Source organism: Brevibacillus sp. JB24b (assembly GCF_051713385.1).
GTDB classification, from domain to species: domain Bacteria; phylum Bacillota; class Bacilli; order Brevibacillales; family Brevibacillaceae; genus Brevibacillus_B; species Brevibacillus_B laterosporus.
Map to the genome: position 1 here is coordinate 3,454,016 of NZ_JBNVQV010000001.1, position 13,491 is coordinate 3,467,506.

At 32.7% G+C, this 13,491-nt stretch carries 7 protein-coding genes and 2 pseudogenes; 2 read left to right on the forward strand and 7 right to left on the reverse strand.

Annotation, left to right across the window (positions count from 1 at the left end; genetic code table 11):
- Positions 1-278: 278 nt before the first annotated feature.
- The gene (locus tag ACQV1I_RS16105) at positions 279-1,238 is read right to left on the reverse strand and encodes a DUF1259 domain-containing protein (RefSeq protein ID WP_116334135.1); all 960 of its coding nucleotides are present in this window, start codon (positions 1,236-1,238) and stop codon (positions 279-281) included.
- 276 nt (positions 1,239-1,514) lie between these two features.
- On the opposite strand from ACQV1I_RS16105, the pseudogene ACQV1I_RS16110 reads away from it, so the two are divergent.
- Positions 1,515-1,932: pseudogene (locus ACQV1I_RS16110) on the forward strand (sulfite exporter TauE/SafE family protein); the annotation flags it as partial.
- Here ACQV1I_RS16110 and ACQV1I_RS16115 read toward each other — a convergent pair.
- From ACQV1I_RS16115 to ACQV1I_RS16125, 3 genes and pseudogenes are all read right to left on the reverse strand, one after another.
- Positions 1,933-2,142 (reverse strand): annotated as a pseudogene (locus ACQV1I_RS16115) (TSUP family transporter); the annotation flags it as partial.
- 707 nt (positions 2,143-2,849) lie between these two features.
- Complete coding sequence (locus tag ACQV1I_RS16120) at positions 2,850-5,195, reverse strand: binary toxin-like calcium binding domain-containing protein (RefSeq protein WP_116334136.1); 2,346 nt, start codon at positions 5,193-5,195, stop codon at positions 2,850-2,852.
- A gap of 13 nt (positions 5,196-5,208) precedes the next feature.
- The gene (locus tag ACQV1I_RS16125; protein ID WP_116334137.1) at positions 5,209-6,564 is read right to left on the reverse strand and encodes an ADP-ribosyltransferase; all 1,356 of its coding nucleotides are present in this window, start codon (positions 6,562-6,564) and stop codon (positions 5,209-5,211) included.
- A 1,077-nt stretch (positions 6,565-7,641) separates the two neighbouring features.
- Between ACQV1I_RS16125 and ACQV1I_RS16130 the strand changes: the two genes are divergently transcribed.
- Positions 7,642-9,063 carry a helix-turn-helix domain-containing protein gene (locus ACQV1I_RS16130; RefSeq protein ID WP_116334138.1) on the forward strand — a complete coding sequence of 474 codons (1,422 nt, stop codon included), beginning with the start codon at positions 7,642-7,644 and terminating at the stop codon, positions 9,061-9,063.
- Between the two features lie 781 nt (positions 9,064-9,844).
- Here the strand turns inward: ACQV1I_RS16130 and ACQV1I_RS16135 are convergent.
- From ACQV1I_RS16135 to ACQV1I_RS16145, 3 genes are all read right to left on the reverse strand, one after another.
- On the reverse strand, positions 9,845-10,267 hold the full coding sequence (locus tag ACQV1I_RS16135) for a D-alanyl-D-alanine carboxypeptidase family protein (protein WP_236645793.1): 423 nt from the start codon (positions 10,265-10,267) through the stop codon (positions 9,845-9,847).
- 325 nt (positions 10,268-10,592) lie between these two features.
- Positions 10,593-11,573: a carbon-nitrogen hydrolase family protein gene (locus ACQV1I_RS16140; protein ID WP_094702800.1), complete on the reverse strand. Its 981-nt coding sequence runs from the start codon at positions 11,571-11,573 to the stop codon at positions 10,593-10,595.
- A gap of 357 nt (positions 11,574-11,930) precedes the next feature.
- Positions 11,931-13,289 (reverse strand): Nramp family divalent metal transporter, encoded by a 1,359-nt coding sequence (locus ACQV1I_RS16145; protein ID WP_116334139.1) that lies wholly within the window; start codon positions 13,287-13,289, stop codon positions 11,931-11,933.
- Positions 13,290-13,491 lie beyond the last annotated feature (202 nt).

A 13,491-nucleotide genomic window follows, 5' to 3' on the forward strand; every position in this document is an offset into this window, starting at 1 on the left:
ATCAATATTCAAAGAATACTTTTCTAACTATTCATTTAGTAACTCCAGTCTTATAGACAAATTCAAAAACACCTACTGTTCTATAGCTCATTTTCCTATCGAGTGATTTTCCAAGTTTATTATTTGGTAAGGTAAACAAAACAAACTTAATAGTTTTGGAGTTTTAAACATTCCTCCTCCATCCGCCAACAAAATGCGGATTTTGTACGTTAAGCCCTGTTTGACCGAAAAAATGCCGGTATCCTATTCGGTAAGGAAACCGGCTATTCCCGTTATGGCTACTTTATTTGTATTCCTACCGTGGTTTGATTTAGTGCCGCACGTAGACCATAAGCTAACTGTTCGGGGTCATCCACTGCCCAGAAATGCAGGAAGAATAATCGAGGAGATTCATCCAACATGTGATTATGTATAGCTGTTACGGTAATCCCATTTTTCGTTAATTCACGGATAACCGGATTCACCTCGTTTGAAAACAAAACGAAATCGCCAGTTGCTGCAGCTTTGTCACCAATCACTTGAAAGTTAATGGGCATCCCGATACCCATAGCAGGTAGAATACCTACACCTTTTTCCGTAATTTCTTCTGGTCTTGGTATCGAGAATTGAAACACCTTGCCTCTTTGTTCACCTTTCCACCCTATAATGTCCTCAACTTTAGACCAGTTAAAAGTTGACGGAGATTTCTCAGGAGGTGTAGCGGTTAGTGGAGTGCCTGTTACGGTAAGAACATCCTTCATCTTTTCAGCCAGAATAACTGGATCACCGTGGCCAGCAACATGTAAATACATGATTTTTGGATTTTCTTCGATGATATGGTTGTGTAAAGCAGTAACTTCAATTCCAAGCTCAGCTAACTTTGTCTCGACAGGCTTGACTTCTTTTTCAAGGAGAACAAGATCGCCCATCATCATAGCATGGTTATCAACTTGTTTAAATGCCAAATAAGATGTTAAAGCAAGGTTTGGATCAATTTGAACACTTCCTACTTTTACCTGTAAATCGGAACGTGGAAACGTTACTTTAAAAACATCGTTTTGAATTGACCCCTTGTTAAAAACTCTCTTGACAGACTCCCAATTAAGACCTTGTTTTTGAGAGATTCCCGAGAGGCTTTTTGTAACTGCTTCACCTTGAAAGACACCTTTTTGATCAATTCTATTGGTTACTTTCATGATTCCAACAATTGCAACCAATACTACTGTAAGGATCGACACCAATAACAACGACTTCTTCATTTCTGCCTCCTACATCGTACTTCATCCCTTTCTTTTCCAAAGATGTGTTTATTTATACACGTAGAACTACCATCGAAATGCAGATTTTGTATGTTAAGCACTGTTTGAGCATACAGATGCTGGTATCCTGTACACTAAGGATACCAGCATCTGTAGTTATTTGTACTGTAGCAAACTTCTAAATTTGTAGGACAAAAAAGATGGCTTTTACGAACAGATCATGAAATCCATACTCCTGCGATTCCCATTTGGAAATGTATTTCTAAAACACCGCCAGGAGCTTTTATTGGAGGCATTATTGCGCCTGATTATTTATATATTATTTTTGGCTTACTTTTGCTTTACTCTGCAATAGCCATGTTAAAGAAAGTGAAACAAGAAACCAGTAAGTGTTCCTAAACATCCGCTAGCTACAAAGTTAAAGCTTCATGGTCAATATTATGATAAAGCTTTGGGAAAAAACATCTCTTATCATGTCGATAATGTATATGGTGGGTTTAGTGTTATGTATGGAGCAGGTGTAATTTCGGGACTGTTAGGCATTGGAAGTGGGAGTTTTAAGGTAATGGCGATGGATGTATTTATGAAACTTCCTTTAAAAGTGTCAAGTGCAACGAGTAACTTTATGATGGGAGTAACTGCTGCGAGCGCAAGTGTGTATTTTCTTCGAGGGGATATATATCCGAAGATTTCAATAGGCTATTGCAGAGCCACTTGAAGTTGCGATAACAGAAATAATACTCGCCCCAATTGCATGATTAATATCTACACCAAAAAGAAGTGTCAGTGCTGGTGTAATAATAATTCCGCCACCAAGCCCAAGAATCGAGCCTACTATCCCAGCAAAAATAGCTATAACCAATATTTGTAATGTAATGAGTGTCACATTAACATCTCCTTGCATATGTTTTTCGTTACTATTTCAAGTAACGTTTGAACAAAATAATTCCTTAGATGCTTAAGGATACTCTTAATTAATATTGATTATTAGAGCAACCCTTACATCTTCTATAAAGTTTCACATTGTTCACTTTATACTTCCTATTCACATGTTGATCCTCTTATTTTAAACCTAACTGTTTAGAACAATAGTATTTCTTTTGAAATTAGATTAAGGTGTAAACAACAGGAATATCTAACAATTCATTTGATATCCTTATTTTACTCATAATTATGTAATAAACTCGAATAATAAAATTTGCTAAAAGTTTAGTAATTGTATTAATTAGTTTCTTTCGTAAGAATCATGTCACACACAACTGATATTGTTTCCCTCTTTGCAAGGAAATATTTTGTGAATACTATATAAGGAAAAAATGTTCATACAAAGGTATGTCCATAAAATAAGATATTACAAACCTTTATCAAAATTGCAAATTCATTCTTAAGTTAACGGATGTGTAAAAAGAGCCTTAAAGAAAAATCTATTTTCATAAAAAGGTGTTTTGGCATTATAATCAATACCAAAACACCTGAAATGTAATAATTGTTTATTGTACTTGAACACAATTCATGTACCACATTGATCTTTATATCACTTACTTATCCCTCTTCTTATAAATTAACATGAACTATTTATGAATGTTTTTTGATTACTGTTAATTATAGAAACTAATTTTTCACTTTCATAGCTGAAACCTCTGTAATTGTTATATCATCAATGTATATATTCTTACTATAATTGTTATAATCTTGGCTGCTTACACCTAAATCGATTAACATCACATTTATTGGATGGGATTCAGAATTATCTACTAAAATATCAAATCTTTGATAACCGTTACTACTTAATTTTAATTTTTTATCTACTATACAATTTAAATTATCCATAACTGTTACTGTAGGTTCCACAACAGCATCTGCTTTTATAGACATACTGATATAGTATTGATAATTTTTTTTCAACTTGTTTGATACCTCTGGTGATAGAGCTAACATACCATAGTAATAACCATCTTTATTTTTACTTAATTGGTATTGTCTTTTTCCAGTATTCCCCCCTTCAACATTATTTATATCTGGTTTAAATGCCCATTCCCCTAAAGGACTACTGATACCTACATCAGTAGGAGATGACCCATCTTCAGCTCCATCATATAGCGTAGCTAACTTGATAGTAAAATTCATTTTAGGTGTAAGTTTCACATCAAATAACTGCTTCACATCTTTAAATTTTCCAGTGATATCATTTAATTGTTCTTTTACTTCTTTTGCTGTATTCTCATCTAGATAAGTCATAACACTAGATTCGTAAATTGGTTTGTCATTATAGTACAACAATCCATCTTTTTCTTTAATTTCTTCTGGATATCCAAGTTTAAGTGCCTCTTTTAAAGACAAAGAAGGTGTTTTATCCTCAGGATTATCATAATCTTTTGCTGCGACACGCTTTTCTGAAACACCTTCTCCCGTATCAACGATAATAGAGGCTGTTTTTGCTTGAATTTGTTGGATAACACCGTTCCATTCTCCACCAGTCACAATATTACCGCTTGTATCTTTTATTTTATAAACACCATCTGCCTGATTTGTTTCTAACATAAGAGGTTTATTATTAAATATTTGATCTAATTGTTGTTTATTTAATGTAATCGGATGGGAATTAAAATCATCCATTGTATTAATTGCAATCCCATTTTGTCCTTTTTTCGGATAATTTTCTCCTGGAGATATACTTAAAGCTGTCGAATTCGATTTTGCGGTAATTGTTGCTACAGTATCGTTATCTAACACAAAACCTGTTGTAGGTTTCACCTCATAAATCGCACCTGTTCCCACATTATTGTATCGAACATTGGCATTGAGATACCCTGCTGAAGCTGTATTAAATTGCGAAGTATTTCCTGTAGATGTTCCCCATTCTTTTGCAACTGTTTCAGAGTGTTGATAATTAGCACTCACTCCATAAGAAATACCCAATGGACCACTCCCAGCTTCGATAGAAGCTCCTTCTGTATTGGTATAAGACCAATTTGTAGACGAATGAGATTCTACACTGTTAGATAAATCCTCATTTGGGGATAATATTACTTTTTCCAAATTCACATTCACACTTGGAAAAGCAGCTACTAATGGGTTAAATGTTTCTTTTGCATTGGCCAAGTCTAAATCTCTTGCTGCTTTTTCATAATCAGTATAGGGATCTCCAACTGTATGACTATCAAATGGATTAGAAACAAATTTTGTATACCCTTTAGCGGCGAATGAATCATCCCACTTAACAGCTACTTTATTTTGGATGGTATACCCATTTTCTTCCCATAGGTCAGGAATAGAATCTCCATCTGTATCCGTAGCATCATCATCTCTTTTCATGTTCTGTGTAAAAAGATTTGTTTTTGATGCTTTTTCTAAGAATTGTTGTGTTTCTTTTTTATTAAACTCAGGGTTTCTTAATTCATCTAGTTGAACTTGGTGAGATTGTTGCTGACTATCTACTTTGAATAATTTAAACTCTTTAAAGATTTTACTATCCCTATTTACTATTTGATCTGATTGATACTCAATTTTTATCGGGACTAACTTTCCTTTTTCTAAGTGAACAACTTGTTTGTTCTGTCCTTTATGCGAAATGGTTTTTCCATCTATTTCTATAATTGCATTTTTATCATCTGATAAGTTAAATGTGAAATCACCCGTTTCTTTACTTTGAATCAAACCAATCCATCGAATAGATTGATATTCTTGTTGTTTTTTATCCAATAAGGAATCTACTGTTTGTTGATCATAAATAAGGGTATTATCACGTGTTGGTGCGAACAAAGTAAGATGATTAAACTCTTTTCCTTTAAAATAATAGCCTAGTAATCCTTTTCGATCTACCTCTTTTTCTTGGTTTTCCTGCGCTGTAGAAAGCTGATTTGTTTGATTGTCTGCATAAACAGGATTTACATTTCCATTCAAAAACATTGGGGCTAATAACGCACAGGTTACAACACTAACTAACTTTTTTTTCATGTATGTCATCTCCTTATTTTGTTAATAATGTAGCATCGACCACAAGTTTTCTAGTACCTTTCACAACCACTTCTGTTACTTTATCAATACGATACTTGCTTCCCTTATCAATGAGAATCTCCTTCTCTGCGGGTTTAAATCCATCTAAACCAGCTACATATGCTCCTGAACTTCCTTTTGGTACTTGCAATCTTAATATAATTTTTCTTGCACCAAAAGAAGTCGCATCACTGGATAAGCTCGTACTCATATATCCTTTTTCTTCCTTAATAGTATCCAAAAATCTCTCTTCAAAATCTTGTACGGAAGGAGCCTCAGGTTTAATCGGATAACCAAATTCCGCCATTCCGCAATATCTATAAACAGTAATGTTTTCAGGGATAGGATTCTTTTCTAGTGCGTCAGAAATATTTTTAATTTTTTCCTCCAACTCTGTATTTCCGGTACCACCTTCACGTAAATATTTATTTATTTCGGTATAACCTCGCGCACCATAATCATTTAAGTCTTTTCTTTGATCAGTTGTTAAAGTATCAGACCATTCCTTGTAATTTTTCTTTCCCCAGGAATCTCCCTTACCGTCACTATCATTTTTAAAGTCCAAGCTCTTTTTTAACGTTCCTTCAACTTGTAAACATTCCTGTCCTTTTTTTACAACTTTCGTTATGTTTTCTACATGTAGTACATATCCATTATCAATCAACATCTTGTATTCATTATTATTTAAAACAACACCTGCTTTTGTGGGAGTAGAACCTTTCCCACTAGGTACTGTAACTTTTAAAATAACCCTTTCTTTACTGGAAACATTTTGTTCAGTTAAGCGCATATCCAAATAACTATCAAATTTAATATCCTGTCCTAAAAATTGTTCCTTGAACTTTTGTTGAGCTTCGGCATTAATTTGATTCCCTTCAATCAAAGATTGATTGAATCCTATTGTTGTAGGCTCAACATTTTTATACGTGACAATTGAATTTGTTAGATTTGCTTTATCTAGCATGGTATTAATTTTTTCAAGCTCTTTTAACTCTGTTTCATATTCAAAGTTCTTAGAAAAATTAATTTCTTTATATTTTGTTTTTAATCCATCTTTATCATCTAAAAAATCATTTATTTTTCCTTTTTCAGTAGCAGTTAGTTTCCACTCTTTTTCCTTTTCTTTTCCCCATTCTCGTGCTTTTTCTTTATCCTCTTTAAAATCTACTGGCTTATCAGCGATATTTATATTTTGGAAGTTAGGATATTTAATTTGAGAATTCATATTTAATTGTTCCGCTTTTATCTCACTATTGTTCAATAACGGTATAGATAAAACTGTACTAAACACTAAAGTTTTTGTAATTAATTGTAACTTTTTAGATACCATAAACAAGCGTTCCTCCATTCTTTTCATTTATAAAATTATTTTCTATAGAAAAAAACCAGAAAATAACATACAATTACACCTTAAAAATTAATGAATTGTTTACAACTATTAAATTTAAGAATATCTAATCCATATTTAATATTTTTGAACGAATTAACAATAATTCTCTTTAATTACATTTTTAATATTCGAAAAATTTATACATTATTTGTTTGTTCCACTTCCACCCCCTTTGAGTTTTTTATGACCAGGTTTTATACTTGACCTAGTTCCAGACTATAAGCATTTAAAAATACTTAAATCAGATATCCCCTGCTTTTTTTCATTTTCAGGATTTTATCATGAATATTTCCTCCTTTCGTTTATAAACGAAGTATATCTGTAATTTTTCGTAAAAAAGCATACACATTTTCACCGATCGGTGAAAATGTGTATGCTTTTTTATAAAATATTTAAGTGATCTTCTATTTGTCTAAAAAATTATTTATTAAATTTAAGGAGGATAGGAATAATCAAAATTTTTATCGACCCAGGACATGGTGGCAAAGCTAGTAACGCGTATTGCAACAATTAAGTAGAAAAATTGATGTTCGGAGTTTCGAATTGAATTTACCAAAATTTCCAATCGAGATCTCAAGAGCTTTAGATGTTCACTTAGGACTTTTAGAACGCGTCTTACATGCAAATTTACGAAGCACTAACATTTTTATTTCATTAAGTCGTCTAATTTTCACATCTATTGAATTCAATAAAATCGAGTCTTAATTTCTAAAAATTGATTGTAGTCGTTCCCTAGCTATTTAGAAGCATACTTATAAAGAAAAAATAAAAGGATTAAAATATAATGTTTGAGTTTTCACGCCTATTCAAGAAACAAAATGAGATTCTACGATTCAAGTCAAAAGAAAACAAAGTTCAATCCTGTACAACAAATCATATCAATGTGAATATTTCTATAATAGATAATAGAAACAAAAGAACTAAAGTCGGGCTGGAAGCTAACAGAACATATTCTAAATGCTATTATTAAGCGTAATTCAAGTGGTAAGTACTTGATGATTTAGGAGGAGAAATACAATGGACAAATTTATTACTCACTTAATACAAGATAAATCAACAATACGAAAACTCCATATTTTACAAGCCTTAATTGATGGCAATGAAATAATGTCTTCAAAAATATTATCACAAAATTTACAATGTACAAGTAGAACTATTATAAATGATATCTCTCAATTAAAACTAACCCTCCCTGAAAATTGGGACCTAAAAAGTGTTCAATCTAAAGGGTACCTTTTGGAAAGAGAATTATCAGATGATTTTTCTAAGATTGTAGCACCTTACTTATTAAGTAGTGAGCTTTATAAGATAATAGTTGAGATATTTAATCATAAATATTATTCTTTAGAAAAGTGGTCCCAATTACTATATGTAGACAAATTAACATTAAAGAAATTTTTAAAAGGCTTCCAAGAAATACTTAATCAATTTGGGCTGGATTTTAATTTTAGACCTCTTCAATTAGTTGGACCAGAATTAAAAATACGACATTTCTATATAATGTTTTTTTACAATATACAAAAGTACAAAAAAACTTTCACTTTAAATCCCGATTTACTACAAAAAATTGAATATATTACTAGAGTTTATGATGTTGAAATAGACTATAATTTATTAACAATAATTATTAATGTGTCTATAAATAGAATTATAAATAAGAATGTTATCCCTGAAAATCTTAACTTCAAACACACATTCTCTACTAATAAGATTAAATGTATAGAATCAATTATATCGGAATTAAAATGTTATTTCGATATCAATTTATCTGAAGGTGAATTGAATTTTTTTAAAAACACTTTTTTTTTAATTTCGGATGGGAATATCGAAGAAAAAATTAATATTACCAATTATTATAATAAAACAAAGAAAAAAATTTACGAAAAGATTCTTTCTTTATTTAATATAATTTCAGATGAAATAAATATAAGTTTTAAAATAAAAGAAAGCTTAAAATATGAAATATATTTTAGATTATATTTAATTTATACTTGTAAAGAACATAATTTTTCACTAGGAGACTTTTGGAGTGAATTTGAAACTGTACATCAAGAGTTTTTAGAGGGGTATAATATAATATATCCTCTTATATCCTCTTGGGATAAACAATCAAATGAAAATAGATTGACGGATGATGAGATATACTATTTAATATATAATATTTTATTTATTCTCCATTCGAGTTATACAAAAAAATGTTTATTATTGTTGTCTGGACCAGCATCTTTGAAGAATTTTATCTATTATAAATTGAATAGTGAATTAGGAGACACTTTAAATCTTCAAATACGACCTAATTTCAGTTGTGAATACGATTTCATTATTACAAATTACCAAATTGCAAATGTCCAAATACCTATAATTCAAATTTCAAGTAAAACAATCCAAAAAGATTTGAATTACATAAAAAAAATTATCTCCCCCTATAACAAAAAATAATGAAACTTATGTTCTATTTTTGGTTATAAGCTAAATAACTATTTATACAGTTATATTGATGAGTATGCGTTTAAAAATACTTAAATTGATAAAGTAAAAAACACGTCACTATTTTTTATTAATGAGAAGGAGTGACGTGCTTTTTATAGTTCTGATGCAAAACTTTAGAACTATTGCAATAAATCTATAAAATTTAGACATGCTAATACTATTACTCTGGAAAGGAAGCGTGATTGTGGTATATGTATTCAAATGGAGCATTATCAACCTGATATTTGTGGATTTAAAACGAAGTTTGATAATTTATAAAAAAGATTGATAAGTTGTAATAAAGTTTGATTAAAATCCTGTTTTGATATAAACAGAATTTTTCTTTTTTGCTTTAGACGTTGTAAAACTCCATTCGTGTTACTCCACTAAAGGACCATTTAATGGAATAAAACATTAAAAGAATTCAGATGTTAATTTTAAAAATTTTGACGTTTTTTTATAATATGATAATTTGAGAATGAAGTAATTATTGTTATAAAAGGAGACATAATCATGGCAAGATGCAGACCCAGCAACTTTGAAAATAGAATCCAAAAAGCTTCTAGGGTAAACTTATTCTAAAATCCGATTACTACAATGTAAATAGTATAGTTGTTGTGAAAAAAAGGATATATTGCTTATGAAAGATATTTTAATGGTTTTGGTGATACGCATTATGTGGCATCTGCAACGAAAAGTACACTATCTGCTATCATTGGTATTGCCATAGATGCAGGGTTTATTAAAAAAACTATATCCATCGGGCAATGCATAAGTCAGAGCCTAATTTTTCATAAAGCTTATTCTGTTCATCACTGTTTCGAAAACCACTATTAATAATAAAATTTCGGACGTTATCCTTTTTGGCGTCACTTACCAGATCCATAAATAGTTGGGCCACACTCTTTGATAAATAAATATTTTCGTTAAATAATTTATATCCTTTTACCAGTTCCTTATGTTCTGAGAGATTGACCACATCAGATTTTACACCTTCTTCATGAACGGGGATTTCCTTATTGACTAATAATAGATTACCTTGGTGAACTTGATCTCTAGAGATTTTTATTGTTAGGTTATTTTCTTCAGAAATCTCTTTTTGGGCTCGATTGCTTTGGTATATTTCGGAGTTGTATAGCCCAGTAGCAAAAGTATAAAAAGTAATAGAAACCATCTCTTCATTTTCAGCTTCCTCCTCAATCTTGTCTATGTAGGATAGAGAAAACTGTTTAAATAAAAAGTAGGGTGAAAATAAAATTTTTCTTAAATCGAATTTCCAGCATATTATTTTAATTTAAAGGCTATAACAAAGAACGAAAAAACGAATACATCATGTATGAAAAAGGAAAAAGCGGCTCAAGTAGGAGCCGCTTTCTTATCATTGCTTATTCAGCTTCAAATCACTATTCCAATATCTAATGGGTGCCTATCAACAAAGCTGACAATATAAATTGACTACTCTGCTACTCCTGTACCCAAGTATAGCCTATTTTCAGAGTCTACCGCTCACTACCTACCAATAAATTGATTTCTTCATAGGAAATCATCTCGTTTTTTCTCTCTCCAAACTTTCTCACAACAGGGGTAGGATTTTGATTAAAATTCATACTTAGGCTTTGGTTAGAGTAGTGCCCTGCTGGATCAATATAGTATTTAAAATCTATAATTTTTTCGATATCGATCTCTGCATAGGCAATTCCTTCAGTTTCTGCTGGTATCATTTCACTAATTGGCTCTCCATCTGGTCCATAAATGCAAGTATGCCCGCTCTTAAACGTATCAAAATACTCTCTTTGTTCTGGAGTTAAGCAAATCATATCTTTCATCTCTTCAGAATAAATGGATGAAGTCATCAATACAAAGGTTTGGGTGGAGATCGCATAATATCTACTTGAAATTTCATCATCAAAATATCCAGGCCAAGAAGCTACGTGAACTTGTTCATTCTGTGAATTCATTGCAAGAAGATCTAATGGTACTTGATGCTCCCAGCACATCAGTCCACCCAAATTCCCAATCTCTGTTTCAAAGACAGGCATTAAGCTTCCACTTCCATCGCCCCAGATCAACCTTTCAGCAACCGATGCCCTCATCTTTCTATGTTTTCCAATTAAATCTCCGTTCGGATTAAACCATAATTGTGCTAGATATAAAGAACCCCCATCCTTTTCACTGCAAGAAATACAAACGTACGTTTGATTTCTTCTAGCTGCTTCACTTATCTTTTGAATCGCCAAGCTTGGGATTTCAACTGCATTTTTATATAGCTCATGATAGAATTTTCTCGTATATTCTGGATGTCCAATAAACGCAAACCAAGGGTAGCCTGGAAGAAATGCTTCTGGAAATGCAACTAGCTTCGCACCATTAGAAGCAGCTTCATCAATTAATTTGCAAGATTTCTCAACCGTTGCATCTAAATCTAAATATACGGGCGCTGCTTGAACTGCCGCTGCACAAAATTTAGGATATTTCTTCATCGTAATTCCTCCTCTTGTTTTTTGTTTATTACCTTTTCAAATTAGTTTGAATCGTTCTTGCAACACAAATGCTATCATTTACTAATTTTGGTGTAACCATCCACTTAGTGGTTTTTTTATCCATCCACTGTCAATTCCAGACCGTCCAAATTTCGGGGATGATCTAACATGATAGACCTCAGGAATTTGTTATGAGCATAGCTTGTTAGTTCACCAGCTCAGAGCATAGTCACATTTATGCTTTGGTTGAGCTACGTATAAAAAAAGACCTCCAAAAATGAAGGTCTCTAACATACAAAATCACTTATTTCATTCAGGTATTAACAGCTTTCGTTTAGAGCATTGATGTCTTATTTATCATCCTAATTCGTGGCCAGTAATGATAATATATGCAACCAAGAATACATTTAAAGCTAATATAACGCCAGTAGACAGCCAAGCTAACCATTTTACCCACGTACGATTCACAAACTCGCCCATTTTTCTTTTATCGCTTGTAAACAACACGAGAGGAATAACTGCAAATGGAAGTTGCAAGCTTAGTACGACTTGACTCCATAATAGTAAATCGCCTGCTCCTCTTGAACCAGCTATCCAGGTTACGATAAACGCAGGGACGACAGCAATTAGTCGTGTAATGATACGGCGTAGCCAAGGTGAAATGCGTAACTGGATAAAACCTTCCATAACAATTTGTCCAGTTATGGTTCCTGTTATTGTTGAATTTTGACCGGAAGCGAGCAATGCAACCGCAAATAATGTACTCGCAATACCAACGCCAACAGTTGGACTCAAGAGCTCATAGGCCCCTTCAATTTCAGATACGTCCAGTCCAGTTCCGTGAAAAGCTGCCGCCCCGAGAATTAGAATGGCGGAATTAATTAGGAAAGCAACGGAAAGGGAAACGGTTGAATCGAGCATCGAAAACTTAAGTGCCTCTTTGCGTCCTTCTCGGTTCCGTTTATATTGTCGTGTTTGAACGATGGACGAATGTAAATACAAATTATGTGGCATCACGGTTGCTCCTAAAATCCCAAGTGAAACAAACAGCATTTCTGGATTGGTAACAATTTCAACCTTTGGAATATAACCGTAGAATAATGCTGATACTTCCGGCTTTGAAACGATCAATTCAAAGGCGAATACACCAAAGATCGTTGTCATTAACACAATTATGATCGATTCAATAATCCTGAAACCCTTTTTCTGTAGCATTAATAACAGCAAAACATCCAGAGTCGTAATGACAATCCCCACTAAAAGCGGGATACCAAACAACAAATTTAGAGCAATCGCGGAGCCAATTACCTCTGCCAAATCGGTTGCGATAATGGCAAGTTCCGTTAAAATCCAAAGAACAAAAGCCGTTTTTTTACCTACCGAATCACGCGTAGCTTGCGCTAAATCCCGACCAGTGACGATCCCCAGCTTAGCTGCCAAAGATTGTAGTAAGATGGCGATTAAGTTGGAAATTAAAATAACAGACAGCAATGTGTAACCAAACCGTGCTCCACCGGCAATCGACGTTGCCCAGTTTCCTGGATCTACATAGCCAACCGCTACCAACGAACCAGGACCAGCAAAAGCCAAAAATTTGCGCCAGAACCCTGCTTTACTAGGAATGCGAACGGAATTATTAACTTCTTCTAAGCTTACATTGGAACTTCTCTGTAACCAGCCGCTATTGTCTTTTGCTTCTTCGACTCGAGCATTCATGTTTCTTCCTCCTACCAAATTGCATTAAGGAAATTATGTTTCCTTAAGGAAAAAATATATGTAAAAAAAAGTACACCGATCGCGTGTGTATATGTATATAATACGACCACCTAGTTTCATTTGTAAATATTTTTTTAACCTAATGCAACTTTTTGTCTTAAAGGAAACTTTCAACCTGATTAATGATTATTCCTATATGGTA